The sequence below is a fragment of the Paraburkholderia suaedae genome, from assembly GCF_040812055.1.
GTDB lineage: Bacteria > Pseudomonadota > Gammaproteobacteria > Burkholderiales > Burkholderiaceae > Paraburkholderia.
This window is the reverse complement of the sequence record NZ_JBFOAH010000012.1, coordinates 131,536-157,308: the sequence shown is the minus strand read 5'-3', so window position 1 is coordinate 157,308 and position 25,773 is coordinate 131,536. Positions and strand designations below refer to the sequence as shown.

Sequence of the window (25,773 nt, the reverse complement as noted above, 5' to 3'; positions counted from 1 at the left end):
AGAACGGCATGTGCGCGCAAGCGCCAACCTGGGTCACACGCTGACTGCGATCGGCAGCATAAGAAAGGACAAACGCAATGCGAATCGACCATCTGATCAACGGCAAGACCTGCGCCGCGAGCGACTATTTCGAAACGGTCAATCCGGCTACGCAAGAAGTGCTCGCGCAAGTCGCACGCGGTAGCGCGCAGGAAGTGGACGCCGCCGTAAGCGCCGCGAAAAACGCGTTTCCGGCATGGCACGCGAAGCCCGCAGCCGAGCGCGCGAAGCTGATCCGCAAGCTCGGCGAACTGATCACAAAGCATGTGCCGGAAATTTCGGAGACCGAAACGCGGGACACCGGTCAGACCATTTCGCAAACGCGCAAGCAGCTGGTGCCCCGCGCCGCCGATAACTTCAACTACTTCGCCGAGATGTGCACGCGCGTCGACGGCCACACCTATCCGACCGACACGCATCTGAACTACACGCTGTTTCATCCAGTCGGCGTGTGCGCGCTGATCTCGCCGTGGAACGTGCCGTTCATGACGGCCACGTGGAAGGTCGCGCCGTGCCTTGCGTTCGGCAACACGGCCGTGCTCAAAATGAGCGAACTGTCGCCGCTCACCGCATCGATGCTGGGCCAGCTCGCGCTGGAAGCGGGTATTCCGGCCGGCGTGCTGAACGTGGTGCACGGCCTGGGCAAGGAAGCCGGCGAGCCGCTCGTCGCGCATCGCGACGTGCATGCGGTATCGTTCACCGGGTCGACGGCAACCGGCAACCGCATCGTGCAAACCGCCGGGCTGAAGAAGTTTTCGATGGAATTGGGCGGCAAGTCGCCATTCGTGATTTTCGACGACGCCGATTTCGAACGCGCACTCGATGCCGCCGTGTTCATGATCTTCTCGAACAACGGCGAACGCTGCACGGCAGGCTCGCGCATTCTGGTGCAGCGCTCGATTTACGCGCGGTTCGCCGAGCGCTTCATCGAGCGCGCGAAGCGTTTGACCGTGGGCGATCCCCTCGCGGACAGCACCATTGTCGGCCCGATGATCAGCCAGGGCCATCTCGCCAAAGTGCGCAGCTATATCGAGCTCGGTCCGAAAGAAGGCGCAACGCTCGCCTGCGGCGGCCTCGACATGCCCGAGCTGCCCGACACGCTGCGCCGAGGCAACTTCGTGATGCCGACGGTATTTGTCGATGTCGACAACCGTATGCGCATTGCGCAGGAAGAGATCTTCGGCCCCGTCGCGTGCCTGATTCCGTTCGACGACGAGGCCGATGCAATCAAGCTTGCCAACGACATCTCGTACGGCCTGTCGAGCTACATCTGGACCGAGAACACCGGCCGCGCACATCGCGTCGCCGCTGCTGTCGAGGCGGGCATGTGCTTCGTCAACAGCCAGAACGTGCGCGATCTGCGGCAGCCGTTCGGCGGCACGAAAGCATCGGGCGTGGGGCGCGAAGGAGGCACGTGGAGTTATGAAGTGTTCCTCGAACCGAAGAACGTGTGCGTGTCGCTCGGCTCGCATCACATTCCGCGTTGGGGGGTTTGAGCGGTCGGAGGCATCGGGTGCGAGGCCGAGCGCGCCGCGGACAACGGCGACTATTGTGCATGGGACCGCAGTAAGCGCCGAAGCGCCCACTGCGGTCGACATTTGGAGACCCTGATGGGTAAGCTAGCGTTGGCGGCAAAAGTGACTCACGTCCCGTCGTTATATCTGTCCGAACTCGACGGCCCTCATCAAGGCTGCCGTCAGTCCGCGATCGACGGCCATCATGAAATCGGCCGGCGTTGCCGCGAACTCGGTGTGGACACGATCGTCGTGTTCGACGTCCACTGGCTAGTCAATAGCGAATATCACATCAATTGCGCACCGAAGTTCGAAGGCGTCTACACGAGCAACGAACTGCCGCATTTCATCAAGAACATGCCCTACGCGTATCCGGGCAATGTCGGGCTCGGCAAGCTGATCGCGGAAGTCGCCAACGAAATGGGCGTAAAGAGCCGCGCGCACAGCGATACCACGCTCGAACTCGAATACGGCACGCTCGTGCCGATGCGCTACATGAACGGCGATCAGCATTTCAAGGCGGTCTCGGTGGCGGGCTGGTGCATGTGGCACGCCCTGGAAACGAGTGCGCGCTTCGGCCTCGCGGTGCGCAAAGCGATCGAGGATCGCTATGACGGCACCGTCGCGATTCTGGCAAGCGGCTCGCTCAGTCATCATTTCGCCGACAACGGCACGGCCGAGCAATTCATGCACAAGGTATGGAGTCCGCTTCTCGAACGCATGGACCGCAGCGTGGTCGAGTTGTGGGAAGCCGGCGACTGGAAGACCTTCTGCGAAATGCTGCCGCTGTACAACGAAAAGTGCTGGGGCGAAGGCGGCATGCACGACACGGCGATGCTGCTCGGCGCGCTCGGTTGGGATCGTTACGACGGGAAGGTGGAAGTCGTCACGCCGTACTTCGGCAGTTCAGGCACCGGCCAGATCAATGCGATCTTCCCGGTGACGCCGCTGCCTGCCTAAGCTTTGAGGAGAGCCACGTGCCGCATCTGACACTCGAATACAGCGCCAATCTCTGCGACGCACCGCGCATCGGTCGACTGTGCGACATGCTCGCGCAATGCCTGGATGCGCAACGCGAGAACGGCCAGAAGGTCTATCCGCTTGGCGGCATCCGCGTGCGCGGGTTGCGTTGCGAGCAGTACCGCATCGCCGACGGACGTCCCGACGCCGCGTTCCTGCACGCGAACCTGAAGATCGCCGCAGGCCGTTCCGAGGCCGTTAAAAAGGCCACCGGCGACGCGCTGTTCGCACTCATCAAACAGCACTTCGCGACCGAGTTCGAACAACAGGGGCTGGCCTTGTCGCTGGAAATCAACGAGTTCAGCGAAGCGGGCACCTGGAAGCACAACAATCTGCACGCGCGGCTGAAAGCGTGACGCCGGCTCCCGGGAATCCATCATGCTAGACGAAACGACCATCCGCAACCTCGCAGCACAGCTCGACCACGCCGAGAAAACGCGCACGCAACTGCGCCACTTCTCCGCTCAGTATCCGCAGATGACGGTCGAGGATGGCTACGCGATCCAACGCGAGTGGGTCAAGCTCAAGCTCGCGGAAGGCCACGTCATCAAGGGCCGCAAGATCGGCTTGACTTCGCGCGCAATGCAGCGCTCGTCCCGGATCGACGAACCCGACTATGCTCCGCTGCTCGACAGCATGTTCATCGAAAACGGCCAGGACATTCGTGCCGAGCGCTTCATTGCGCCGCGTGTCGAGGTGGAACTGGCATTCGTGCTCGGCAAGCCGTTGAAAGGCCCCGGCGTCACGCTGTTCGACGTGCTGGACGCCACCGCTTACGTGAGCCCCGCGGTGGAAATCATCGACGCGCGCATCGAACAGTTCGACCGCGAAACCCGGGCGCCGCGCAAGGTCTACGACACCATCTCGGACTTCGCGGCGAACGCGGGCATCGTGCTGGGCGGGCGGGCGGTGCGCCCGCTCGATGTCGATCTGCGCTGGGTCGGCGCGCTGCTCTACAAGAACGGCACCGTCGAAGAAAGCGGCCTCGCGGCCGCCGTGCTGAATCACCCGGCAACCGGCGTCGCCTGGCTCGCCAACAAGATTGCTCCGTACGACGAAGCATTGAACGCGCATGACGTGATCCTGAGCGGCTCGTTCACGAGTCCCATCCCCGCGCGTGCGGGCGACACCTTTCACGTCGACTATGGTCCGCTCGGCGGCATCGGCTTGAATTTCATCTGACTGGATCGATCGACATGTCCGTATTGCACAATCCGTTCAAGCGCGCGCTGGCCGAAGGCCGGCCGCAATTCGGCCTATGGGCCGCGCTCGCCGACGCCTACGTCACCGAGTTGCTGGCCACCGCCGGTTTCGACTGGCTGCTGATCGACAACGAGCATGCGCCGAACGACGTGCGCAGTACGCTGTCGCAACTGCAGGCAGTGGCTGCGTACGCGTCGCATCCGGTGGTGCGCCCGGTGCGCAGCGACAGCGCGCTGATCAAGCAGTTGCTCGACATCGGCGCGCAAAGTTTACTGCTGCCGATGATCGACACCGCCGACCAGGCCGCCGACGCAGTTGCCGCAACGCGTTATCCGCCGCAAGGCATCCGCGGGGTGGGCAGTGCGCTGGCGCGCGCGTCGCGTTGGAACCGCGTGCCCGACTATCTGAATACGGCGGCCGATCAACTATGCGTGCTGGTCCAGGCCGAGACCGTGCGAAGCATGGAGAATCTCGCCTCCATTGCCAGCGTGGAAGGTGTCGACGGCGTGTTCTTCGGGCCATCCGATCTGAGCGCGTCGATGGGACTGCTCGGCAAGCCCGGCGACGCGCGGGTGCGCGAGGCGATTTGCCGCGGCATCGAAACCGTGCGCGCCGCCGGCAAGGCCGCAGGCGTGCTGGCACCCGACCCCGCGATTGCCAGCGAATACAGGGCGGCGGGCGCGAGCTTCGTGGCAGTCGGCACGGATACCGGGCTGCTCAGCCGTGCGGCCGCAGAGCTGGCCGCGTCGTACAAGCACACGGCGGCGATAGCGGCGCCGGGCAAGGGCGGCTATTAACCTCTTTCGGCCTCTCATGAGGCCTCTATCACTCAGAAGTTCGCAGCCAGCCTCTAACGAGCCAACCTGCACAGCGGGAAACGCACTACTCGCCAGCCGGCCACGGCAACCCCGATTCCGACCAATCCAGTTCCACCCCGATCACCGTTCGCCCGGCGGCAAGCTGCAGGGACAGAGTCACCGCGATGCAGGGCCGCCCGCTCGCCAGCGAAAGATAAGGACTACTGGTGATCGTCGTACCCGGCAGTAACACCGCATTGCGGAAATACGGCCGGTGGTCCCATCGCGCAGCGCGAGGATTCGCCACGGGCTGCAGCGATGCGCCCTCCCTGCTCCACGCTGGCCCCGGCACTTCATGACCTATCTGCCGGCCCGTGTCGTCGAGAATGAAGCAGCTGATGCAACGCTCGAAGCCTGCCAGCGTCGCGAAAGCGTCTTCCATGATCGTGCCGGCCAATAGTGCGTCGCCGGCGCCCCGCAACGCGGTGCGATACGGCTCCACTTCGGATTCGAACAGCGCGTGCTGATGCGCGCGTCCCTGGGCGATCACGTCGAACGCCTGGTCGATTTGCCGGTGCACCGACTCCGGCGGCGCGATCTGCGCGGTCGGCCGCCCGAGCAGATAACCCTGCGCGAAATCCACGTTCGACTCCACCGCGAGTATCAGTTCTTCGGCGGTCTCGACGCCTTCCACGACCACGAGCATGCCCGCCTGGTGCAGCAGCGACACCAGCTTCGGCAGAATCGGCTGCCCGGTGCCATGGGTGGTTGCGCGAATCAGTTCGCCGTCGAGCTTCACGAGGTCCGGCCGAATCCGCAGCAGCCGGTCGAGATTCGACTGCCCGGCGCCAAAATCGTCGACGGCGATCAGGAAGCCATGCTCGCGGTACAAGGCCGCTGCGCGCGACATGGCGTCGACACTGCCGCCGTGCGATTCGAGAATCTCCAGAATCACCCGTTCGGTTTCGAAGCCCGCCGTGCGCACGATGCTCGCGAGCCGGTCGGCGTAGCCGTCGGCGATGAACGTGGCCGGCAGGATGTTGAGAAACAGCCACGTGTCGCCGGGCAGCAGCCGGCATGCGTTGCCCAGGTGCACGGCATGACTCGCGCGGTCGAGCGCGGCTTCGTCGTTCGACGGCTTCGGCGCGAACAGCACCGCTGGCGCCACCAGCGTGCCGTCGTCCTGCTCGCCGCGCAGCAGCGCCTCGAAGCCCACCTGCTTCTGATGCGACAAACTGTAGAGTGGCTGGAAGTGCGAGATCAGGTAGAGGTCGTCCCATCGATGCCGCCGCGCCGCACCGGGTTCGCTTTGCTCGCCGCCCTCTGCTTCGCCCGCGAACCGCCGCAGCGTTTCGAGCGGCAGCGCACGCTCGGCGCATACCCGGTTGCGGCCCGAGTGCTTGGCGCGCAGCAACGCTTCGTCGGCGCGGTCGAGCAGCACCATGATGCTTTCGCCATGCCGGTGTTCGGCCACGCCGAAGCTCGCGGTGAGGTTGCCGTCCGGCCGCTCGATCGCGGCAATCGCCACACGCATGCGCTCTGCCAGTTGCAGCGCGCGCTCGAGTCCGTCGTGCAGCAGCACCGCGAACTCCTCGCCGCCGATGCGGCTCGCGCTATCGTCGGCGGTGGTTTCGTCCATCAGCACCCGCGCGACCCGATGCAACGCCTGATCGCCGACCGCGTGGCCGAACCGGTCGTTCAAGGACTTGAAGTTGTCGATGTCGAGGAAGATCGCGCTGACCTGGGTGTCGGGCGCAAGCGCGCTCAGGCGGCGTTCCGCCTGCCTGACGAACGCGCGGCGGTTTTGCAGTCCGGTCAGCGAATCGGTTGCTGCGAGTTCCGCCAGTTGGCTTTCCAGCAGGAAGTGATTGCGCCGGAAGCGGTAGAAGCCGAAGTGAAACACGATGGAGGTCGGCACGCCGATCGCCACGATCCACATCCACACAACCACGTCGACGTCATGCGGATGCGGCTCACCGGGCAGCAGCGCAAACGTGGCTGCGTAAAACAGGGTACTGCCGATGAAGAAATGCGTTGGCGTGAGCCACAGTGGCGCAGCGCAGATCGGAATCACCACCAATGCGGGCAGCGCCCACAGCAACGGCTGGGCGAGACCCCCGGTGTTCAGGGCGAGGCCGGCCAGCAGGACCTGCATGTACGCCACGCCGAGCGCGCCGAAGAGCCACGGCGACTTTGCAATGGGGATCGCCAGCACCAGCAACAGCAGCACCAGCGCGCACGTCAGCCGGTATGCAAGCGGCGCGGCCGGGCCATCGACGAGGTTGCGGGCTCCCACCATGCACAGGAACGCGACCACCGTGAAGCCCAACGTCACCGTGCACAGCGGCCGCTGAAGCTCCAGCGAACGCCGGTGAAAGCGATCGCGCAAACCGGGATCGGGCAGGTCCTGCGTTGAGGTGGCAGACATAGGGATTAGGTATCAGGCTGGTTCCAGTCACTCCGCCAATGGTTATCGGCAGACAGCCGGCCAATGTTTATGCCTGACGTGCGGGTACGGGTAAAAAATTGTTTTGACGCACTCGGGGAGCGTCTACCGGATGGCAGAGAGCCGTTGCGGCTCGCTCGCGGCAAAGACTGTCGCTCGAGCCGAATTCCCACATTGCGGGAGTCCAATGCGTCTGACCACCGTATGCGCGCAAGCGCACAGAGCGATCGGCGCCGGGCGCCCTATTCTGCGGGATGCCGCAAAGCGAAGCCCTGCCTCCCCAGGATGCCTTTTGCGCGTACTCGACACCAGCCCAGGCTCTATGAGCAGTCGAGCCCATATCGGTCACGACACCACGTCGACAACGGCAAGCCGCGCTGCCCCGTGGAAAGAAGCGCTCACGCCAACAGGTGCCACCGATGTCTCTCCCGTCCATCGCCAACGTCTTTCGTGTGCTGGTGCTGACCTGCGGCTGCATGGCTGCCGCCAATGCGCACGCAGCCGACGTCGCCGGCACCGCCAATCCCGCCCATGCCGCTGGCGTCGTCAAGACCGTGAAGGGCACCGTGCGGATCGAGCGGGCCGGTTCCAGCTCGGTCGCCGCCGTCGGCAGCGAGGTGTACAGCAGCGATCGCGTCGTGACGGGCCCTGAATCGTCCGTCGGCATCACGCTGCGCGACACGACCCAACTCTCGGCCGGCGCCAACACCACGCTCGAACTCGACCAGTTCGCGTTCAACAGCACGACCCATGACGGCGTGCTCCATGCAAGCGTCAAACGCGGTTCGCTTTCGGTGATCTCCGGCAAACTGGCCCACGCGAACCCGGACTCGGTCCGCTTCAGAACGCCGACCACCACGCTGGGCGTGCGCGGCACGGCATTCATCATCGAAGTCGGTGACAAAGGGGAGCGTGCCCGTTGACAGCCGTCTTCCCACCTCGGCGCCTCGTGTCGGCGGTGGCATGCGTCACGCTGGCCTGGCTCGCCGGCTGCAGCACGCCGCCGGACAAAATCATTCTGTTGCCCGATCCGGAAGGCAAGGTCGGCGCGGTCGTGGTCCACACCGCGAACGGCGAGCAGATCATCGACAAGGCTTATGCCGGCGTCGACGTCGCGCAGAGCGGCACCATGGCAAACACCATGGACAGCCAGTCCAGCGTGCAGGCCCGCTATGGCCCACTGCTCGCGGCCCGCCCGCCCCGCCCGATGACATTCACCCTGTTCTTCCTGTTCGACTCGGCCACCGAACTTGCGCCGCAATCCCCAGCCACGGTCGAGAAGCTGAAAGCCGTGCTGGCTACGTGGCCCGCGCCTCAGGTGGTGGTCATCGGCCACACCGATCGCGCCGGCTCGCAGGCGTTCAACGACCGGCTGTCGTTGCGGCGGGCCCGGAGCGCCGCAGCATTCCTCGTCAAACAAGGCATTGCTGCGCGGCAGATAGAGGTCGCCGGCTGGGGCAAGCGCGAGCCGCTCGTCCCGACCGCGGACGGCGTTCCCAACCGGATGAACCGGCGGGTCGTCATCACGATTCAATGACCCCGCCCGCTCATCGCCGCTAAATGCCCTTGCCTTCGATGAAACGCGACTACGACGCATGGCGTGAGCGGATCGGAAAACTGCTGAAGGCGGTTCAGGGGCGCCCGGTGGCATTGGTGGTGCTGTTCGGGCTGAGCCTGTTGAACCTGACGAGCGAATGGCCGAGCGACATCCCGCGTCCCGCTTTCGTCGACACGCTCGACGACGCGCTGCCAGACTCTTTCAAAACGGCCCGCCAGGTCCTGTTCGATCAATATCAACGTCACTACCCCCGCATTCCGGCGACGCAGCCCGTCACCATCGTCGAGATCGACGAACAGACGCTGGCGAGCGTCGGCCAATGGCCGTGGCCGCGCAACCGGCTCGCGGGCCTGATCGATGCGATCGCGGCGTACAAGCCGCTCGCCATCGGCCTGGACATCTACATGCCCGAGCCGGATCAGACGTCTCCCGACCGGGTCGCCGACAATCTGCCGAAGACAGCTGCGGCGCTGGCCGCCGCGTTGCGGGCGCTGCCCACCCACGATGCGATCCTCGCCAGATCGTTGCGCGCGGCACCCACCATTCTGGGCGCCGCGGCGCTCGACCACGCCGCGCTCGCCACGCGCACCACGCTGCGCATTGCGCCGGTTCGGGTGCGCGGCGGCGATCCGCTGGACCATGTGCGGCGCTTCGACTACGTGCTCGCGAGCCTGCCCGAACTGCAAGCGGCGGCCCACGGGCAAGCGCTGCTGAGCGTGGCGCTCGAACAGGGCGTGGTCCGGCATATACCGCTCGTGCAGGGGCTGGGCGAGCGGTTGGTGCCGAGCCTGCCGATGGAAATGCTGCGCGTGGCCACCGGTTCGTTGGCGCTCGATATCTATACCGACACCTCGGGCGTGCAGGCGGTGGGCGTTGCGGACGTGCAAGTGCCCACGCAACCAGGCGGCGACATCTGGCTGCATTTCGCATCGATCCGCTCGACGCTGGAACGCTACGTGTCCGCACGCGAACTTCTGCAAGGCAAGGTGGACCCCGAGCGCATCCGCGACAAGCTCGTGCTGGTCGGACTCACCGGCGCCGGTGTGACCGACATGCGCACCACACCGCTGGGCGAACTGGTGCCGGGTATCGAGATTCAGGCTCAGGTGATCGAGACGATCTTCGACGGACGTTTCCTGCGCCGCCCCACCTGGCTCAAATGGGCGGAGAGCAGCTTCATCATGACATTCGGTCTCCTGATCGTCTGGTATGTGCCGCGCAAGAAATCGCGGCTCGCGGAATTTGTCAAAGCCGTCCCCAAGGGCGTTGCGGTGGCGGGGCTGTCGCTGCATCTGCTCAATCTGCTGTGCTGTTTTTACATTTTCATCCGTTTCGGACTGCTGGTCGACGCGGCGGCGATCTTCATCATCCCGTCGGCGGTCATGGGATGCTTTCTGTCGCCCGCGTTGCTCCATCAGCACGAACAGGCTGGTGCTGAACCCACCCTCGCGCCAATCGACGCAGCCGGCAAAAACAGCGCGGGCAAAGCGCCCGAGGCCTGACGCGACGCGCCCGTAAGGTCGCTGTAAAAGCGGCGCACCACGAGCTCTTTTTGGCTAGCTGACCCCAAAGCAGCCGATTTGCACTACAGTACATGCACGATCACACAGATCGCGAACCGTCTCGACGATTTTCCCGGTTCTTCCAACGCGTTCAACCTATCGACGTGCGAGGTGACGGAGATGCCATATGCGAAAAGGTTCCTGTTGGGCGTGCAGTCCAGCAATCAGTTCTGCCAATCGATGAACGCGCACCCGTCGCGAAAAATAAAACCGATCACGTGTCGAGGCAACCAGCCCCTCGGAAGATAGCGCGCCATGCCCTTTTTTGTGGTCGCCTACTGCGGGCCGGCCGCCGTCCCCGGCGATCTGTGGCTGCGCTGGAACACCGACCCGCTGCTGCTCGCGGCGCTCGCCGCGCTCGCGCTGGTGGTCGCCATCGGCCGCTGCGCCGATAGACGCGCGGGCTGGTGCGCGATTGCGCTGATGCTCGTGGTATTCGTCTCGCCGTTATGCGCGCTGTCTTCGGCCTTGTTCTCAGCGCGCGTCACGCATCACATCATTCTGATTGCAGCCGTCGCGCCGTTGCTCGCGCGCGCGTTTGCGCTGCCGCGCCTGGGCTATCCCCCGCTTGTGCCCGTAGTGGCCGCGCATGCGCTCGTCGTGTGGCTGTGGCATGCGCCGGGCCCCTATGCATGGGGACTCGCCACCGTGCCCGCTTACTGGCTGATGCAGACCACGCTTCTCGCAAGCGCGTGGCTGATGTGGCGCGGCGTGTTCGCGCCGTCGGTGCAGACGGGCGCCGCGCTGATGGCACTGGTCGCGACGATCGGCCAGATGGGTCTGCTGGGCGCGTTGATTGTCTTCGCGCCCGCGCCGCTGTACGTCGTGCATTTTGCCAGCACCGCCGCGTGGGGGCTCACGCCGCTCGCCGACCAGCAGCTCGCCGGCCTGCTGATGTGGGTGCTGGCGATGATCCCTTATCTCGCAGCGGGACTCTGGATCGCCTGGTCCAGCCTGCGCGTCAGAGAGCCCGCCCTGTGACGACCCTGCTCAAGTTCATCCACCTTGCCGCGATCGCAATCTGGTCAGGCGGCCTGATCGTGCTGCCCTTTCTGTTCCGGCAGCGCCGCGCGCTCGCACCCGGCTCCGAACTCGACCGGCTGCACCGCATCACGAGACTGGTTTATGTGGGGCTGACTTCGCCCGCTGCGTTCATCGCGATTGCGAGCGGCACCGCGCTCATCTTCCTGCAAGCCACCTTCGTCGAATGGTTCTCCTTGAAGATGCTGCTGGTCGGCATTATGGCGATGCTGCACGTCGTGGCGGGCCTCGTCATGCTGCATCTGTTCATGCCCGACGGACATTTCGGCCGGCTGTCGTCGGTCGCGCTGACGAGCGCTTACATGCTGGTGATCGTCGCGATCATCTGGGTCGTGCTCGCCAAGCCGCACCTCGATTCAACCCTGTTCGCCGCGCATCTGTTCGAGCCCGGCGGACTCGCCCGATGGCTGCATCATTCCTTCGGCGACACCAGAATGCCGACACCATGATCGAACACGAGCTTGCCTCCATGCCAGCCGGCGAAGCCCGTCATCACCGACGCGAGCGCCGACAGCGCGAGCCCATGCGGCAGGATCTGCCCGGGATAGTAAAGACGCACGCCCCAGTTGGCCCCGGCGATCGCGACGAGCGTCATCGCAGCCACCGCGTGAGACCAGCTTGCTTCCTTGAGGCGGATGCCGCGCACGAGCAGCAGTTCCGCCGTGCCGACGAGGCTCGCGGCCACGCCGCTCCAGAATGCGAAGCCGGCCGCCCACAGGCCCGCCCTGATCCAGAACGGATCGCCCGACCACCAGTAGATGAGGTCCACGCCCAGCGTAGCGACGACGAACGCGATCGGGAAGTGCACCATCATCACGTGGATCGGATGGCCGACGAAGGCCACGGCCGAACCTGCATCGAGCCGCTCCAACTCGAGCAGCACTTCGCTTTTCGGATGAGATGCGGAATGGTTTCTTCTTGCCATGGTTCGTCCTCCGCGCGTCGAATGGGTGAGCCTGCGAATCATCATAGCTGCTGGCGGGGAGTGGTCCAAGCCGGAATGATCGTGGCGTTGTCCGGCTGCGCGGGGCCGCTGTCGACGCTCGCGCCGTCCGGACCCGCGGCGGCGTCGATCGCGGGGCTGTGGTGGGCGATGCTGGCCGGCTCGGCGCTGCTGTTCGCGATGGTGCTGGCGCTGTTCGCGCTGGTGATGCGGCGCCCGGGCTGGGGCTCGCACGTGTCGCCCGCGCGCTGGATCGTCCTGGGCGGGCTTGTGCTGCCCGCCGTGATCCTGATCCCGTTGATCGGCTATGCGCTCCTGGCCGGCGAGCGGCTGCTGCCGCTGCCGGGCCACGCGCCCGCGCGCATCGACGCGATTGCGCAACAATGGACCTGGACCTTCCGCTATCCGGACCAGGGCGGCCTGCTCACTCACAACGTGTTGCATCTGCCCGCGGGCACGCCCGTCGATATCGTCGTCACCAGCAACGACGTCGTGCACGCGTTCTGGATTCCGCGCTTCGCGGGCAAGATCGACGCCGTCCCCGGACACGCGACGCGCGTGCGCGTGCAAGCCGATCAACCCGGCCGCTACGAAGGACAATGCAACCAGTTTTGCGGGGTCGGGCATGCAGGGATGCACTTCACGGTGATCGTCGATCGTCCGGAAGACTTTGACGCCGCCGTCAAGCAGGCGGCCACCAGCGCGGAGGAGAAAAAATGAGTGTGCCCGTCGAGTCGCCGTCACAGCGCCTGAGCGCGCTGCGGCTGCACCGCCAGCTTGCTGCGATCTGGGCCACCGGACCTGGCGTGCAACGGCTTGCCGCCGTGAACCATACGGTCCTCGGTATGCGCATGATGATCACCTCGTTCGTATTCTTCGCGATCGCCGGCGTGCTGGGCATGCTCACGCGCGTGCAGCTCGCGACGCCGCGGGCGGCCTTCATGGACGTGGAGACCTACAACCAGGTCTTCACGATGCACGGCTCGATGATGCTGTTCCTGTTCGCGATTCCGATGGTGGAGAGCTTCGCGGTCTACCTCACGCCGAAAATGCTCGGCACGCGCGACTTCGCGTTTCCGCGCCTCACCGCGTACGGCTACTGGTGCTATCTGCTGGGCGGCACGATCCTGACGGTCTCGCTGATCCTGCGCGCCGCGCCCGACGGCGGCTGGTTCATGTACACGCCGCTCAGCTCGAACGTCTACACGCCGGGCATCAACGCCGACGTGTGGCTGCTCGGCATCACCTTTGTCGAGATTTCGGCGCTGTCGCTCGCGATGGAGATCGTCGTGTCGATCCTCAAGATGCGCGCGCCCGGCATGTCGCTCGAGCGCATGCCGATCTTCGCGTGGTACATCCTCGTCACCGCGATGATGATGATCGTGGCCTTTCCGCCGCTGATCCTCGGCTCGATCCTGCTCGAAGTGGAGCGCGCGTTCGACCTGCCCTTCTTCGATCCGCGGCGCGGCGGCGATGCGCTGCTGTGGCAGCATCTGTTCTGGCTGTTCGGCCACCCGGACGTCTACATCATCTTCCTGCCGATGGCCGGCGTACTCTCGACCATCATCCCCGTGTTCGCGCGGCGGCCGCTGGTTGGCTATCGGGCCATCGTCGTCGCCATCATCGCGCTGGCTTTCCTGAGCTTCGGGATCTGGGTGCACCACATGTTCACGGTGGGCATTCCGCACCTCGCGCTCGCGTTTTTCTCGGCGGGCTCGGCAATCGTCGCGGTGCCGACCGCGATCCAGTTCTTCGCGTGGCTCGCCACGCTGTCGCACGGCCGACCGCGCTGGGACGTGCCGATGCTGTACGTGTTCGGCTTCTTCTTCGTGTTCACGGCGGGCGGGCTGACCGGCGTGATGCTCGCGATGGTGCCGTTCGACTGGCAGGCGCACGACACCTACTTCGTCGTCGCGCACCTGCACTATGTGGTGGCCGGCGCGCTGGCCTTTCCAATGCTCGCCGCGTTCTACTACTGGCTGCCGTTGCTGACGGGCCGCACCGCCGTGTACAAGCTGTCGCTGCCGGCCTTCTGGCTGGTTTTCATCGGCTTTAACATGACGTTTTTCATGATGCATCTGACGGGCCTGCTCGGCATGCCGCGGCGCGTGTTCACCTATCGCGGCGACGAGGGCTGGAACTGGCTCAATCTGCTGTCATCGGTGGGCGGCTTCGTGATGACGATCGGCTTCGCGCTGGTGGCCATCGACATCATCGTGCAACTGCGCTACGGACGGCGCGTGCGGCGCAATCCGTGGGACTCGACGACGCTCGAATGGGCCATGCCGATTCCACCCGCGCCGTATGCGTTCGCGTCGATTCCGCGCATCGGCGACGAAACCGAAGGCGTCGCGCCGGGTCAGCTCGCGGCGCGGCTCGCGCGCGGCGACGGCTATCTCGGCTTCACGCGCTATGGCTGGCAGGAGACGCTCGGCGTGCATATGACCTCGGGCGAACCCGAGCAACTGATCGTGCTGCCGCGCTCGACGTATCTGCCGCTCGTCACGGCGCTCGTGACTTGCGCGGCGGTGCTGGCGATGCTGTTCAAGTTCTATCTGCTGTCGCTCGCGCTCGCGTTCGTGACCTTTGGCCTGTTCATCTACGCCGGCCAGAGCGCCGGTCATGCGCGTGACTACGGACCGCTGCCGGTGGGACGCGGCATCAGCGTGCCGCCGCATACGGAAGTGGCCGGCGCGCCGGCCTGGCTCGCGCTGGTGTGCACGCTGGTCGCGAACGGCACGCTGTTCACGTCGCTGGTGTTCGGCACGTTCTATCTGTGGATCGCCGCGCCGAACTGGCCGGCCGCCGTGACACCCGAGCCGAGCCGCCTGCTCGCGCTCGTCACGGTGCTCGCGCTGGTGATCGCCATTGCCGCCGACGTCGCACTGATCGGCGGCGTCACGCCGCATCCGCGCGAGCATGCGCTCGGCGCAACGGCCGCCGCGCTGCTCACTTATGTCGGGATTCATGCCGGCATCGGGCTGCTGTTTCTGACCAGCAACGTGCTGCGCATCGGGGCCGGTTTCGTTTCGCCACGGCGGCTCACGGACCTGCGCCTCACGCGCTTATGGGTCGACTACACGCTGGGGACGGGCATCATCGCGCTGGGCCTCGTGCTCGCGTTGCCCGCGCTGGTGACGATGCTGGGAGCCAGACCATGAACGAACCCGCGCTTGCACCGCGGCGCTTGTGGTGGCTCGCCGTGGGCTTCACGATCTGGTGCGTCGCGCTAGCGGCGCTGTATGCGCTGCACGCGACCGGCTGTGCGTTCGGCTGGTCCGCCGGCCCGCTGCGCGTAAGCCTCGCGCTCGTGCTGCTCGCGCACCTGGTGGCGATTGGCTGGCTGTGGCGCTATCGCGCCGCCGCAGCGCGCGACCCGGGCCCCGAGCGCATCAGCACGTTCATGCAGACGGTCGTCATCTGGACTTTGATCGCGGCGCTGGTCGCGACGCTCATCACCTTCGCGCCCGCGCTTTTGCTGACCACGTGCGTCTGACGCTCGCGGCTTCGGCCGGCGGCTACGAGGGCCCGCGCCACGGGCCGCTCGAACCGCTTTGCTGCTCTGTGCTGTTTAAACAGAAAGGGACTTCATGCAGTATCGCGATCTCGTACGCAAGGCCATCTGGTCCGCCATCTATCTGCTGTTCATTCTCGCGCCGCTGTTCGCGCTGCTCGCGGGCAAGCTGCCGCCCGCGCGCAACTTCGGCACCGAGTTCTCGGTGGCCCTCGGCTATAGCGGCCTTGCGATGATGGGACTGCAATTTGGCCTCACCGCGCGCTTTCGGCACGTGACCGAACCGTGGGGCGAGGACGTCATCTATCATTTTCACCGGCGCATCTCGCTGATGGCAGTCGGACTCGTCGTCGCCCATCCGCTGATATTGCTCGCGATCCGCTCGCCGTCGCTCGCGCTGCCGGATTCGGTGTGGGATATCCCGTGGGGCGCGCGCTTCGCAGTGCTATCGATAGGCTCGCTGATCCTGCTGGTCGTCACGGCGCTGTGGCGTCGGCAGTTGAAGATCCGTTACGAGCTTTGGCATCTGTCGCATATCGTGCTCGCGCTGGTCGCAATCGGCGCCGGCCTGCTGCACATGGTCGGCTGGGGCTTCTATCTGGTCGATCCGCTCAAGCGCACGCTGTGGATCGGCATGACGCTGTTCTGGGTCGGGCTGCTGTTCTATGTGCGGCTTTTCAAGCCGCTTTTCATGCTGCGGCGTCCTTACCGAGTCTCCGAAGTAAGCGCGGAACGCGGCGATACGACCACGCTCGTGATGCTGCCCGACGGACATGCGGGCTTCCGTTTCAAGCCTGGGCAGTTCGGCTGGCTCACGTTATGGGCGAGTCCGTTTCGCATCACCGGTCATCCGTTTTCGTTTTCGTCGAGCGCCCAGGCCGCGGACGGCCGCGTCGAGATGACGATACGCGAACTCGGCGATTTCACTAGCGCCGTGAAGACGGTGACTGTTGGGCAGCGGGTGTATCTCGACGGACCGTATGGGGCGTTCACGATCGGCAATCCGACGGATATGCATGTGCTGATCGCGGGCGGCATCGGCATCACGCCGATGATGAGCATGATCCGCACGCTCGCCGATCGCGGCGACACGCGCCCGCTCGTGCTGCTGTACGGCAGCAAGACCTGGGACTCGCTGACCTTTCGCGAAGAGCTGGAGACGCTGACAACGCGGCTCGATCTGAAGGTGGTCTATGTGCTCTCGCAACCGCCCGAAGGCTGGACCGGCGAAAGCGGACGCATCACCGCCGAGGTGTTCATGCGGCATCTGCCGCCGCAGTACGCGGCGCACGAGTACTTCATCTGCGGACCCGACGTGATGATGGACGCGATCGAAACCGCGCTCGGCGAGATGAAGGTGCCACTCGCCCGCTATCATTCCGAGCGCTACAGCTTCGTTTAGGAGAGTTGCGATGCGACGCTTGTTCGCTAACCGCCTGGCTGTTGCGACGATTGTGATCGTGGTGGCGCTGTCGCTGCTATTCGCGTTCTTGCGCACGGCTTCCATGCGTTAGCTGCGACCGCTCACGCCGGACACGACTGAAGCGCGTGTATCTGTGTGTCTGGCCAAACAATCATTCGGGGGCAGGCTCCGCTTCGCTGGCGGACCAGCTCACGCTGGAGACGCCTTTTTCCATACTCAGGCGGCTCGCAATCTGCTCGAGTCTCGCCTGATTCCCTGGATGGGCGCGGCACCTCGCCGTGACCTCGAGTCGCGGCGGCTGGCCGTCACAGTCGCGACTCGCCAGACTCTGGAACGACAATGGCTCGGCATACATTGCGTTGGACAAGACCGCACGAATGTGGACTTCGTCTTCTTCCCTGCAGACGACCGACAACTGATACTCGCGCACCACGTCAGCATTCGAGACGGGCGCTGAATTGATTGCGCGGCTGACTTCCCGCAGCACGGTATTGGTGAGCAGCACGACAAGCGTTCCCGCGATCGCAGGTCCAAAGTGACCGGTGCCTGACAGCACGCCGACGGCCGCAGCACACCAGAGCGTAGCCGCAGTGTTGACTCCTTGTATGGAACCCTTGTCTCGCATGATGACGCCGCCGCCGAGGAAGCCCACACCGGACACGACATAGGCAGCGATCTGCGTGACGCCGGAACCCATGAGCATCCCGAGCGAGACGAACAGGCATGCGCCACTTGCAACGAGCGTGATTGTGCGCAGCCCCGCCGTACGCTGGCGCATCTGCCGTTCCAGGCCGATGGCGACACCACACGCGAAAGCGGCGAGCAGCCGCCAGACGAACTCCAGGGTCATTCCGGGTCTCGACAGAAAGGGCATCGGTGACGACGTGCGCGGCCAGAGCAATGCGGCCTGCAAGGCCCGCTAGTATGGCACTTTCGTGCGTCGCATTTCTGACACCGGGACCGTGACGTTGCAGGCCTCGCCAAGGCCTCACGGCAAACCAGGTCTACCGCGCGATGCATCTGAACGAGCATCGCGCGGCGTGCCTGCTCGACTTGGCGGCCGATACTGCCCAATGCCTGTCCGGACGCCAGGGTCTCGGCATCGGGCGTCAAATCGTCAGGCAAGCGCGCTTTGCACGACCTTCACGACGACCAGCGCGACGGCGATCACCAGATAGCCTCGCAGTACGCCCATCCAGATCCGGTTCGACAGGGTGAGTCGCGCCGGCGGCAACTGATCGAGTGACGGCATGCGCCAGGACGCGCGGATCTCTTTCAGCTCGGCATGGGTCAGCTTGCTGGGCTGCGGGCCATCGTCAGCGGTCGAGTCGCCGCTCGCCTTGCGCAGCAGTCCCCAGCCGGCGTAGGCGACGAGCGCCAGCAGGCTGCCGCCGACGAGAATCCAGACAATCGTGTCCCCCGACATGTCGGGGAATACGGTCGCCGCGGTCAGGACGATCGAGAGCACCACAAGCACCCAGATCACCGCGCCCGTAAAGAGACTCAGCCGCCTCGAATTGACCCACGGCCCGAGCACGGCCTGGTCATTGCACAACAGCAGCAGGAACACGGTCGCGCTAGGCAGCAGTACGCCCGCGAGCGTTTGGACGGCAACCGTCAACAGGCCAAGCGGACTGCCCGGAATCAGCACCAGCGCGGCGGACAGCGCGATGATGCCGAAGTAGACCAGGTAGAATCCCTTCGCGTCGAATACGCTGCGATGCAGCGAATGGCGAATCCTGAATACGTCGCCCATTGCGTAGGCCGTGGAGAGCGACACCGCTGCGGCGCCGATGACCGACGCGTCGAGCAGTGCGACCGCAAAGATCGTCGCCGACGTGCGGCCGACGTACTTGTGCAGGCCCTCGATGACGCCGCCCGCATCGGTGAAATTGCCGAACTCCGGCCGGCCCGAAAAAAGCGCCGCGCAAAACGCGATCATCGCAATTGCGCCGATCATGACGAACACGATGCCGATCCACAGATCCGCCTTCTCGTATTTCATGAAGCGCGGCGTGATGCGCTTGTCGATCACATAGCTCTGCTGAAAGAACAGTTGCCACGGCGCGATGGTCGTGCCGACGATGCCGATCACGAGCAGCATGACGTCGGAAAGCTTCGATCCCTTTGGCCAACCGGGCACGAACAGGTCATGCGCGATCTGGCTCATCGGCGGATGAATCGACACGAGCACGGGCACGAGCAGCAGGCTCAACAGACACAGGACGATCGCGAAACGTTCGAAGCGCCGAAAGTCGCCCGTACTGACCGCGGCCATCGTCAGCACGGCGGCGATGCCCACCCCGAGCACCCTGGGCAGGCCAAGATACTGGAGGGCAAACGTGATGCCGATGAACTCCGTGACGATGGTGAGCGCATTGAGCAGAAACAGATCGATGACGCTGAAAGCGCCCCAGAACTTGCCGAAGCGCTCGAAGATCAAGCGGGCATGGCCGACGCCGGTCACTGCGCCCAGCCGCAATACCATTTCCTGGTTCACATAAAGCACCGGCACGAGCAGCAAGAGCGTCCACAGCAGCGTGGTGCCGTAGTTCTGGCCGGCCTGCGTGTAGGTGCCGAATGCGCCGGCGTCGTTATCGCCCACCATCACGATGAGGCCGGGGCCGACGATCGCAAGCAGCGTGCGCAGACGTGCCCACCAGGTATGACGGGGGGCCGTGTCGTGATGAGCGATCGTGCCGAAAGCGCCCTTGATGTCGCCGACGTGGGCGTCATCCAGCACCGCGCCGCGTGGCGGCGAGACGTTTGCAGGTGTGGACATATTGTTCTCTTCTATAAGAATCGTTGATTGACATGACGTCGCGCTTCTGCGGCCTACGCTTGCGGATGTGCCGTCGAACGACGGCCTCGCGTGCGTAGGGTCGACAGAGCGCGAGGACTTAGGACATGAGGGCTTTGACGCGTTGCCAAAGGACGGCAATCTTGCGCGGCTCGCGCACGTGCAGCGCGAGCATGGCGTCGTAGTGGCTGCGCGATTGCTCGACTTGGGGCAGCTGCGACAGCAGGAGGCAGAAGTTCATGTGTTTCTCCGTGCGTCTGGCTTGACGCGGTTCGCGGAAAGCCAGCAGACGCGGAGGTCGGGCGCGCCGGGCGCGCAGCGACAGGTGTCTACTCGCTTTCCTCAGGCAAAGGAATGAGTGAGTGGCATAAGGGACAACTGTCACTGTCAGGCATGGCGGCTCCTTGTTTGCTTTGCGCGGTTGATACGCGCGTTGACCCACGCGTTCGGTCGCGCCAACGATTTAAAAAGGCGCGAGGCGACGCGGCCGCGAGTTGGCACTCGCAACGCATTAGCCATGCGGACGCGTCAATGCTGCGTCCAGATGGCGCTAATCAAGGTGCATGCACGGGAGGTGTTGCTATGCGCGCACCGTCTGCCAGATGGCAAGACGGCGGCTAAGAGAGGAAAGCGCGGACGTCCTGCCGGTCAGGCAGCGAAACAGTTCGAAAATCGACTACTGCAGGTTTCCAAGGCGTGAGCCCCCGCTTGTGAAGATTCCGAAATTGTAGGCACTAACGGAACCGGGAGTCAACAGGCGTCGTTCAGTAGAACCAACATACAACGGTCGCGCATCGCGAGCTAGCGGCCGCAGGATTGCTCCTGCGCCACGACAGGAAAATGCCGGGACAAACGGAAACTGACGGACCACGGCAAAAGGCCGCTCGTGAACCGAAACCGTGAACCGAAGCGGCGAACGGGAGCCATGAAACGCAGCTTGACGCCAAGGACAGCGCTGCGTCTGCCCATCAAGGTCTCATCGGCCACGTCGAACTTCATGATCGGCGTGACCGCGAGCGCCGGCGCGTACTTTCTGCGCGGCGACATCGTGAGCGCGATCGCCGGGCCGGTGGCGCTGGGCTCCGTCGCCGGCGCGGTGCTTGGCGCGCGGGTGCTGATGCGCGTGTCCAACGAGCGGCTGCGCGTGCTGTTCGTCGCGATAGTCCCGGCGCTGGCCGTGCAGATGCTGCTCGAAGCGTTCGGCGTCCATCTGTTCGGGGTGTCGGCATGACGCCCGCCGCACGGGCCGGCGCGTGGCTGGAACGGTGGCTGGCGAACCTGCTGCATTACGGCACGTGGATTGCCAGCGGCACGATCGCAGCCGGCCTCGCAGTCGCGCTGTCGGCGCCGGCCGGGCTCGGCACGCAGCGCGCAGCCCCTGCGGCGTCGGCCGGCATGTCGATCGTGACGGCGGGAATCGCGCTTTTCGTCCTGCTGCCGCTAATGCAGCTTATATTGATGTTAGGCGTGTTCCTGCATCAACGCGATTACCGGTTCAGCGCGATTGCCGCGCTGGTGCGGGCGATCGTCGCGGCGGGACTGCTGGTCGGCGCGGCGTGATTCGCGCGGCCGCAGCGCGTGCGGGTATGATGCCTCGCGCGCCCTCGTCGAAGCACCATATAGCGTCGCTCCCATGCATTTTTCAGCCCGAGAACCATCATGCCTGCCCATCACGAAGAAGCCCCCACCACCCGCGCCAGGCCGGGCGAGCTCAAGCGCAAGACGCTGTCCATCACCGCGCGCAATCTGCTGATGGTCGCCGTGGGCGTGGTGGTGTTCGCGATCGTCGCCACCTTCGTGCTGTACGGCACGATCATGTATGGCGACCCGGTGCCCAACTTCGGCATCATCCTGATGATGACCGTGCCGGTGATCGCGGGCGTGGCGTTCCGCGTCGGCCTGGATGCGTGGCTGGACCGCGAGTGAGCGCCGCGCCAGGCGAACGAGCCGGGCGCGCGTGGCCGCACGGCCCCGTGGCCCTGCGCGGCCCTGTGCGTCCCTGCGCAATTCGCGCGGCCCGGCGTGGCCCTGTGCGTTCCTGCGCAATTCGCGTGGCCCGGCGTGGCCCTGCGCGTCCCGGCGCAATTCGCGTGGGCCTGCGCGGCCCGGCGTGGCCCTGTGCGTCCCTGCGCAACTCGCGTGGCCCTGCGCCGCGGTCCTGCGCGGTCCTGTGTGGCCCTGCGCGGTTCTGTGCGAGCCGCCGCGACCCGGCGCGGCCCGTCAGCCGGCCGTCACGGGCAACACCACCCACACTTCCAGCCCGCCGCCCTCGCGCGGATGAAACTGCAGGCTGCCGCCATGCAGCCGCGCAATCCGCTCGACGATCGACAACCCCAACCCCGTGCCGCCGCTATGCGCGCGCGCATTGCGGCCGCGCTGGAACGGCGCTTTCAGTCGCTCCAACTCCTGGGCCGACAGCCCTTTGCCGCGATCGCCCACCGCGACCGTGACCGCATCGGCGCTCGCCCAGGTGCGCACGGCGAGACCGCTGCCGCCGTACACGATCGCGTTCTGCATCAGGTTCATCAATAGCCGCATCATGCTGATCGGCCGATACGGCAGCGCCGGCAGCGGCGCCAGCGACAACTCGAACGCGTGGCCCAGTCCCGCGAAGTCGCCCGCGAGCCGTTCTATCAGCGCATTGAGATCGCCCGGTACCGGCGACTCGCGCTCGCCGCTGCCCGCGTAGTCCATGAACTGCTGCAAGATCGTCTCGATCTGCTCGAGATACGATTCGGCGGCGATCACAAAACTGCTGTCGCTGCCGTGCGGCATCGCCATCGCCATCGACAGACGGAGCTTGGTGAGCGGCGTGCGGATGTCGTGCGAAATGCCTGCCAGCATCAGTGCGCGGGTCGCGTCGGCTTCCTGCAACGCGTGCGTCATCTGATTGAAAGCACTGCTGACCGCCGCGATTTCGCTGGGGCCGTCGGTGGGCAGCGGCGCGGGGGTTTCGCCGGCGCTCACGCGGCGCGCCGCGCGCGTCAGTTCCTGCAGCGGCTCGTTCAGGTGAAGCTGGATTGCGTAGCCCGCCAGCGCAGCGAGCGCGCTCAGTCCGAGCGACAGGAAGATCGCCGCTTCGAGTCCGTTGCCTTGCGCGTCTTCGGGAATCTGCAACGCGATCCAGTACGGCGCTTGCGGCGCGTCGGCCGGTGCGTGCATGCGAATCCACAGGTGTTGTGCGCGTCCGGCTTGCCAGCGCGCCGGCATGTCGGCGGGTAGATGCGCGCGCAGGCTGTCGAGAAAAGTGTCGCGCTGGTAGCTCAGATAGGCGTGTGAAAGGCTCCGCGGCGGTGTCTCGGTGGCCTCCGGCGGCAGTTGGGCGCGCGCGTCGAGCCGCGCTGTGACCGCGCGGCGCGTGTCTCGCGGCGTAGCGCGCAGCACCGCGTCGAGCGTGGTCACGTAGACGGCGAAGACGGCTGCCGCACGCTCGACCCGAGGCCGCTGCACGTAATGCAGCAGCACGCCTAGCGAGCACACCTGGCTCAGCATCACGAGCACGATCAAGAGCGCGATATTGCGCGCAAGCAGCGTGCGCGGCAGCGCCCGACGCAGCAGCGAGCGGGCGGTCACTCGACGTCCGCGGCCAGCATATAGCCGACGCCCCACACCGTCTTGATGAACCGCGGCTTGGACGGGTCCTGCTCGACGATCTGCCGTAGCCGCAGTACCTGCACGTCGATGCTGCGATCGAGCGCGTCATGATCGCGCCCGCGCGCACGCGCGAGCAGGTTGTCGCGGCTCACCGGCCGGTTCGGCGACGACGCCAGCGCGACCAGCAGCAGCATCTGCGCCGAGTGGATCTCGAGCGGCACGCCCGCGCGCGAGAGCTCCTGCTTGCTCACATCGAGCGTGAAGTCGCCGAAGCTCACGCTTTGCGAACTCACGGTGACATCGCCCGATGCGATCTTCTGACGGCGCAGCAGCGCGTTGATACGCGCCACCAGTTCGCGCGGCAGGAACGGTTTGGCGAGATAGTCGTCCGCGCCCGTTTCGAGGCCGACCACGCGGTCGAGCGGATCGCCCTTCGCGGTCAGCATCAGGATCGGCAAGGTCTGGCCCTGCTCGCGCAAGCGCGCGCAGATCTGCAGGCCGTCCTCTTCGCCGATCATCAGGTCGAGCACCAGCAGATCGAACGGCTCGCGCTCCAGGTAACGGTCCAGACGCCTGCTGTCCTCGGCGACGCGCACGTCGAAGCCGTGGCTGCGCAAAAACCGCTGCAGCATGTTGCGCAGTTCGACTTCGTCGTCGAGCACGATGATCCTGGCGGGGCGATCCATGCGAAAGCTCCTCGGTTCAAGCGTCGGGCGACGCCTCAGGTACTGCCTCGTTTGCCCGATCACGTCGCAGAAAGCCGCTCGACGGCACGCACAACGACGGGACCCACGGCACGGCGCTGCGGGCACCAGCGGCCATCGCTGAAAATGCCGCGAATAGCAAGCGAACCGCGCGCGCTCATGCTGGCACCGGTCGCGCTCGCGAGCGGCGCAGCACCGGGAATGAGCATGAACGAGGTCATCACATCATAGTCTGCCGCAACCGTTTGAGCGCGGGCTATGAGCATCCGACGCGCGCGCGGACGCGGCCAGCGTGTCGCGTGGTCTGCTGCCTCGGGATCGCTATCTCGCCGATGCCGGCGCGGCTCAGTGCGCTGCGCCGCGTTCCACCATGAATGCCTCGATTTGCGGCAAGGTGATATAGCCGGCCTTCTGCGTATCGATTTCGTCGAAATGCTGGGCCACCCTCGGCATGCCCGCCTCGGCCTGCTGCCGGGTGAGCTTGCCGTCGTGCGTGGTGTTGGCGTTCGAAAAGCGCATTTGCAACTGCTGCGCCATCCGTTCCATCCGCTGGGGGTTGACGCCCTGCGGCGCGGCGCTCTGAGCGAACGTGACGGTGGATGCGCAGCACAGCAGCATGGCGGCGAGCAACTTCTTCATGACCTACTCCTTCGATTGATCTTCACCTGATTCATCGGGCGTCGCCTGCTCGTGCCGCGATCCGCGTCGATGACAGGCCGAATTCTTGTGGATGCGTCGCCGGATGGCAATCGCGCAATCATGTCGACTTGTGTCACGGCTTTTTGCGCGCAGCGCAGCGGGCGCACGCGCCTCGCGTGCGCATTGCAGCACGCGCTTCATACATCGGCGCATAACTGTGCCCGCGGCCTCATGCCTGCAGCGAGCCGCGCCGTGACATCGAATGAAATCAGTTTGCGGTGTCGTTTCGACCCTGCGTTGCGTATCTTTCGTCTGCCGGCAGAACGCAGTACAGCATCGCCAGCAGCGTATGCAGCGTTCTTGCCGCCCGCGCCACGAGCGCACCACGCAACGGCTGAGCGTCCGCGCAAAGCCGGACCGGCGGCGCGTCGTTTCAACAGGACACGCGCCGCTCAACGTCTTAGGAGTACCCAGTGACTATTCGTCTTGCCTGCGCTTCCACCCTTACCGCCCTCGGGCTCGCCTGCTCATCCACCGCGTTTGCCAGGGTCGTCGTGTACGTGCCCGCCGCCATGGTCTACGCGCCGCCGCCGCGGCCGGTCTACTGCTGCCTGCCGCTGAATGTTGCGTACGTGACGGCTCCACCGCCCGTCGCGGCTCCCGCTGCGGTGGCCGCCGCGGTGTCCGTTACCGTTGCGCCGATCAAGCCGGCTGCGCTCGATACCAACGTCGTCGGGCCGCCGCCCAACTACGCGCCCGCGCCTGTGGTGACCTACGCGCAGCCGGTCATCGCGATCCCGCGCTGACGCGCGCATCGGCTTGCGAGCGGCTCGCTGCATCCGGCCGGCCGCGCCTACGCGTGGCTTATGTGTCCGTTTCCGCACAACAGTCGAGCCTTGCGTAGGACGAGCTCCCCACCGCCAGCCTGATAACTCCCGTCTGTCGTTGCCCATTGTCGAAGCCCGGCGAGAGAGGA

Annotated in this window: 25 protein-coding genes and 1 pseudogene; 18 read left to right on the top strand and 8 right to left on the bottom strand. The window is 65.3% G+C overall.

Annotation, left to right across the window (positions count from 1 at the left end):
- The first annotated feature begins 77 nt into the window (after positions 1 to 77).
- From hpaE to hpaI, 5 genes are all read left to right on the top strand, one after another.
- Positions 78 to 1,535, top strand: coding sequence for a 5-carboxymethyl-2-hydroxymuconate semialdehyde dehydrogenase (gene hpaE, locus ABQJ48_RS18230; RefSeq protein ID WP_367839399.1), 1,458 nt, complete (start codon positions 78 to 80; stop codon positions 1,533 to 1,535).
- Positions 1,536 to 1,649: 114 nt separating this feature from the next.
- Positions 1,650 to 2,513 carry a 3,4-dihydroxyphenylacetate 2,3-dioxygenase gene (hpaD, locus tag ABQJ48_RS18225; protein WP_367839398.1) on the top strand — a complete coding sequence of 288 codons (864 nt, stop codon included), beginning with the start codon at positions 1,650 to 1,652 and terminating at the stop codon, positions 2,511 to 2,513.
- 17 nt (positions 2,514 to 2,530) lie between these two features.
- Complete coding sequence (locus ABQJ48_RS18220) at positions 2,531 to 2,929, top strand: 5-carboxymethyl-2-hydroxymuconate Delta-isomerase (protein WP_367839397.1); 399 nt, start codon at positions 2,531 to 2,533, stop codon at positions 2,927 to 2,929.
- A 22-nt stretch (positions 2,930 to 2,951) separates the two neighbouring features.
- The gene (gene hpaH, locus ABQJ48_RS18215; protein ID WP_367839396.1) at positions 2,952 to 3,755 is read left to right on the top strand and encodes a 2-oxo-hept-4-ene-1,7-dioate hydratase; all 804 of its coding nucleotides are present in this window, start codon (positions 2,952 to 2,954) and stop codon (positions 3,753 to 3,755) included.
- Between the two features lie 14 nt (positions 3,756 to 3,769).
- Positions 3,770 to 4,573: a 4-hydroxy-2-oxoheptanedioate aldolase gene (hpaI, locus tag ABQJ48_RS18210; RefSeq protein ID WP_367839395.1), complete on the top strand. Its 804-nt coding sequence runs from the start codon at positions 3,770 to 3,772 to the stop codon at positions 4,571 to 4,573.
- 85 nt (positions 4,574 to 4,658) lie between these two features.
- On the opposite strand, the gene ABQJ48_RS18205 is transcribed toward hpaI, so the two are convergent.
- Positions 4,659 to 7,001: an EAL domain-containing protein gene (locus ABQJ48_RS18205; RefSeq protein ID WP_367839394.1), complete on the bottom strand. Its 2,343-nt coding sequence runs from the start codon at positions 6,999 to 7,001 to the stop codon at positions 4,659 to 4,661.
- Positions 7,002 to 7,438: 437 nt separating this feature from the next.
- On the opposite strand from ABQJ48_RS18205, the gene ABQJ48_RS18200 reads away from it, so the two are divergent.
- The 5 genes from ABQJ48_RS18200 (at position 7,439) to ABQJ48_RS18180 (ending at position 11,629) form a co-directional block, all read left to right on the top strand.
- A complete protein-coding gene (locus ABQJ48_RS18200) occupies positions 7,439 to 7,942 on the top strand; it encodes a FecR family protein (RefSeq protein ID WP_367839393.1) in 504 nt (167 codons plus the stop codon).
- Positions 7,939 to 8,556 carry an OmpA family protein gene (locus tag ABQJ48_RS18195; protein ID WP_367839392.1) on the top strand — a complete coding sequence of 206 codons (618 nt, stop codon included), beginning with the start codon at positions 7,939 to 7,941 and terminating at the stop codon, positions 8,554 to 8,556. The genes ABQJ48_RS18200 and ABQJ48_RS18195 overlap by 4 nt, the downstream gene beginning before the upstream one ends.
- A 38-nt stretch (positions 8,557 to 8,594) precedes the next feature.
- Positions 8,595 to 10,079: a CHASE2 domain-containing protein gene (locus ABQJ48_RS18190; protein WP_367839391.1), complete on the top strand. Its 1,485-nt coding sequence runs from the start codon at positions 8,595 to 8,597 to the stop codon at positions 10,077 to 10,079.
- 315 nt (positions 10,080 to 10,394) lie between these two features.
- On the top strand, positions 10,395 to 11,120 hold the full coding sequence (locus ABQJ48_RS18185) for a cytochrome c oxidase assembly protein (protein ID WP_367839390.1): 726 nt from the start codon (positions 10,395 to 10,397) through the stop codon (positions 11,118 to 11,120).
- On the top strand, positions 11,117 to 11,629 hold the full coding sequence (locus ABQJ48_RS18180) for a CopD family protein (RefSeq protein ID WP_367839389.1): 513 nt from the start codon (positions 11,117 to 11,119) through the stop codon (positions 11,627 to 11,629). Before ABQJ48_RS18185 ends, ABQJ48_RS18180 begins: the two co-directional genes overlap by 4 nt.
- On the opposite strand, the gene ABQJ48_RS18175 is transcribed toward ABQJ48_RS18180, so the two are convergent.
- Positions 11,593 to 12,105 (bottom strand): DUF2231 domain-containing protein, encoded by a 513-nt coding sequence (locus ABQJ48_RS18175; protein ID WP_367839388.1) that lies wholly within the window; start codon positions 12,103 to 12,105, stop codon positions 11,593 to 11,595. The genes ABQJ48_RS18180 and ABQJ48_RS18175 overlap by 37 nt on opposite strands.
- Positions 12,106 to 12,165: 60 nt before the next feature.
- Here ABQJ48_RS18175 and coxB point away from each other — a divergent pair, with 60 nt between their 5' ends.
- The 4 genes from coxB to ABQJ48_RS18155 all read left to right on the top strand — a co-directional run bounded on the left by coxB (position 12,166) and on the right by ABQJ48_RS18155 (position 17,039).
- Positions 12,166 to 12,843: a cytochrome c oxidase subunit II gene (gene coxB, locus ABQJ48_RS18170; protein WP_367839387.1), complete on the top strand. Its 678-nt coding sequence runs from the start codon at positions 12,166 to 12,168 to the stop codon at positions 12,841 to 12,843.
- Positions 12,840 to 15,284 carry a cytochrome c oxidase subunit I gene (gene ctaD / locus ABQJ48_RS18165; RefSeq protein WP_367839386.1) on the top strand — a complete coding sequence of 815 codons (2,445 nt, stop codon included), beginning with the start codon at positions 12,840 to 12,842 and terminating at the stop codon, positions 15,282 to 15,284. The genes coxB and ctaD overlap by 4 nt, the downstream gene beginning before the upstream one ends.
- Complete coding sequence (locus tag ABQJ48_RS18160) at positions 15,281 to 15,619, top strand: hypothetical protein (RefSeq protein WP_367839385.1); 339 nt, start codon at positions 15,281 to 15,283, stop codon at positions 15,617 to 15,619. Before ctaD ends, ABQJ48_RS18160 begins: the two co-directional genes overlap by 4 nt.
- A 94-nt stretch (positions 15,620 to 15,713) precedes the next feature.
- Positions 15,714 to 17,039 (top strand): ferredoxin reductase family protein, encoded by a 1,326-nt coding sequence (locus ABQJ48_RS18155; protein WP_367839384.1) that lies wholly within the window; start codon positions 15,714 to 15,716, stop codon positions 17,037 to 17,039.
- Between the two features lie 172 nt (positions 17,040 to 17,211).
- On the opposite strand, the gene ABQJ48_RS18150 is transcribed toward ABQJ48_RS18155, so the two are convergent.
- The 3 genes from ABQJ48_RS18150 to ABQJ48_RS18140 form a co-directional block, all read right to left on the bottom strand.
- Complete coding sequence (locus ABQJ48_RS18150) at positions 17,212 to 17,910, bottom strand: MgtC/SapB family protein (RefSeq protein WP_367839383.1); 699 nt, start codon at positions 17,908 to 17,910, stop codon at positions 17,212 to 17,214.
- Between the two features lie 267 nt (positions 17,911 to 18,177).
- A complete protein-coding gene (locus ABQJ48_RS18145) occupies positions 18,178 to 19,842 on the bottom strand; it encodes an NRAMP family divalent metal transporter (RefSeq protein WP_367839382.1) in 1,665 nt (554 codons plus the stop codon).
- Between the two features lie 118 nt (positions 19,843 to 19,960).
- Complete coding sequence (locus tag ABQJ48_RS18140) at positions 19,961 to 20,101, bottom strand: hypothetical protein (RefSeq protein WP_367839381.1); 141 nt, start codon at positions 20,099 to 20,101, stop codon at positions 19,961 to 19,963.
- Positions 20,102 to 20,809: 708 nt separating this feature from the next.
- Between ABQJ48_RS18140 and ABQJ48_RS18135 the strand changes: the two are divergent.
- The 3 genes and pseudogenes from ABQJ48_RS18135 to ABQJ48_RS18125 all read left to right on the top strand — a co-directional run.
- Positions 20,810 to 21,091, top strand: a pseudogene (locus ABQJ48_RS18135) (TSUP family transporter); the annotation flags it as partial.
- The gene (locus ABQJ48_RS18130) at positions 21,088 to 21,420 is read left to right on the top strand and encodes a DUF1634 domain-containing protein (protein WP_367839380.1); all 333 of its coding nucleotides are present in this window, start codon (positions 21,088 to 21,090) and stop codon (positions 21,418 to 21,420) included. The pseudogene ABQJ48_RS18135 and the gene ABQJ48_RS18130, both read left to right, overlap by 4 nt.
- Positions 21,421 to 21,519: 99 nt before the next feature.
- Positions 21,520 to 21,786 carry a hypothetical protein gene (locus tag ABQJ48_RS18125; RefSeq protein WP_367839379.1) on the top strand — a complete coding sequence of 89 codons (267 nt, stop codon included), beginning with the start codon at positions 21,520 to 21,522 and terminating at the stop codon, positions 21,784 to 21,786.
- Positions 21,787 to 22,080: 294 nt separating this feature from the next.
- Here ABQJ48_RS18125 and ABQJ48_RS18120 read toward each other — a convergent pair whose 3' ends face one another.
- The 3 genes from ABQJ48_RS18120 to ABQJ48_RS18110 all read right to left on the bottom strand — a co-directional run bounded on the left by ABQJ48_RS18120 (position 22,081) and on the right by ABQJ48_RS18110 (position 24,797).
- A complete protein-coding gene (locus ABQJ48_RS18120; RefSeq protein WP_367839378.1) occupies positions 22,081 to 23,433 on the bottom strand; it encodes an ATP-binding protein in 1,353 nt (450 codons plus the stop codon).
- Entirely contained in the window at positions 23,430 to 24,140 is a 711-nt protein-coding gene (locus ABQJ48_RS18115; RefSeq protein WP_367839377.1) for a response regulator, read from the bottom strand. Before ABQJ48_RS18115 ends, ABQJ48_RS18120 begins: the two co-directional genes overlap by 4 nt.
- Positions 24,141 to 24,503: 363 nt before the next feature.
- The gene (locus ABQJ48_RS18110; protein WP_367839376.1) at positions 24,504 to 24,797 is read right to left on the bottom strand and encodes an EF-hand domain-containing protein; all 294 of its coding nucleotides are present in this window, start codon (positions 24,795 to 24,797) and stop codon (positions 24,504 to 24,506) included.
- Positions 24,798 to 25,270: 473 nt separating this feature from the next.
- Between ABQJ48_RS18110 and ABQJ48_RS18105 the strand changes: the two genes are divergently transcribed.
- A complete protein-coding gene (locus ABQJ48_RS18105; RefSeq protein ID WP_367839375.1) occupies positions 25,271 to 25,603 on the top strand; it encodes a hypothetical protein in 333 nt (110 codons plus the stop codon).
- The last annotated feature ends 170 nt before the right edge of the window (positions 25,604 to 25,773 follow it).

Excerpts from the sequence above, each read along its gene's own strand:
- ABQJ48_RS18110 (WP_367839376.1), bottom strand. The coding sequence starts at position 24,797 with ATGAAGAAGTTGCTCGCCGCCATGCTGCTGTGCTGCGCATCCACCGTC.
- ABQJ48_RS18115 (WP_367839377.1), bottom strand. The coding sequence starts at position 24,140 with ATGGATCGCCCCGCCAGGATCATCGTGCTCGACGACGAAGTCGAACTG.
- ABQJ48_RS18200 (WP_367839393.1), top strand. The coding sequence starts at position 7,439 with ATGTCTCTCCCGTCCATCGCCAACGTCTTTCGTGTGCTGGTGCTGACC.
- ABQJ48_RS18160 (WP_367839385.1), top strand. The coding sequence starts at position 15,281 with ATGAACGAACCCGCGCTTGCACCGCGGCGCTTGTGGTGGCTCGCCGTG.
- ABQJ48_RS18205 (WP_367839394.1), bottom strand. The coding sequence starts at position 7,001 with ATGTCTGCCACCTCAACGCAGGACCTGCCCGATCCCGGTTTGCGCGAT.
- hpaE (WP_367839399.1), top strand. The coding sequence starts at position 78 with ATGCGAATCGACCATCTGATCAACGGCAAGACCTGCGCCGCGAGCGAC.
- ABQJ48_RS18155 (WP_367839384.1), top strand. The coding sequence starts at position 15,714 with ATGCAGTATCGCGATCTCGTACGCAAGGCCATCTGGTCCGCCATCTAT.
- ABQJ48_RS18145 (WP_367839382.1), bottom strand. The coding sequence starts at position 19,842 with ATGTCCACACCTGCAAACGTCTCGCCGCCACGCGGCGCGGTGCTGGAT.
- hpaI (WP_367839395.1), top strand. The coding sequence starts at position 3,770 with ATGTCCGTATTGCACAATCCGTTCAAGCGCGCGCTGGCCGAAGGCCGG.
- ABQJ48_RS18175 (WP_367839388.1), bottom strand. The coding sequence starts at position 12,105 with ATGGCAAGAAGAAACCATTCCGCATCTCATCCGAAAAGCGAAGTGCTG.
- ABQJ48_RS18130 (WP_367839380.1), top strand. The coding sequence starts at position 21,088 with ATGACGCCCGCCGCACGGGCCGGCGCGTGGCTGGAACGGTGGCTGGCG.
- ABQJ48_RS18190 (WP_367839391.1), top strand. The coding sequence starts at position 8,595 with ATGAAACGCGACTACGACGCATGGCGTGAGCGGATCGGAAAACTGCTG.
- hpaD (WP_367839398.1), top strand. The coding sequence starts at position 1,650 with ATGGGTAAGCTAGCGTTGGCGGCAAAAGTGACTCACGTCCCGTCGTTA.
- ctaD (WP_367839386.1), top strand. The coding sequence starts at position 12,840 with ATGAGTGTGCCCGTCGAGTCGCCGTCACAGCGCCTGAGCGCGCTGCGG.
- ABQJ48_RS18150 (WP_367839383.1), bottom strand. The coding sequence starts at position 17,910 with ATGACCCTGGAGTTCGTCTGGCGGCTGCTCGCCGCTTTCGCGTGTGGT.
- ABQJ48_RS18140 (WP_367839381.1), bottom strand. The coding sequence starts at position 20,101 with ATGAACTTCTGCCTCCTGCTGTCGCAGCTGCCCCAAGTCGAGCAATCG.
- ABQJ48_RS18185 (WP_367839390.1), top strand. The coding sequence starts at position 10,395 with ATGCCCTTTTTTGTGGTCGCCTACTGCGGGCCGGCCGCCGTCCCCGGC.
- hpaH (WP_367839396.1), top strand. The coding sequence starts at position 2,952 with ATGCTAGACGAAACGACCATCCGCAACCTCGCAGCACAGCTCGACCAC.
- ABQJ48_RS18125 (WP_367839379.1), top strand. The coding sequence starts at position 21,520 with ATGCCTGCCCATCACGAAGAAGCCCCCACCACCCGCGCCAGGCCGGGC.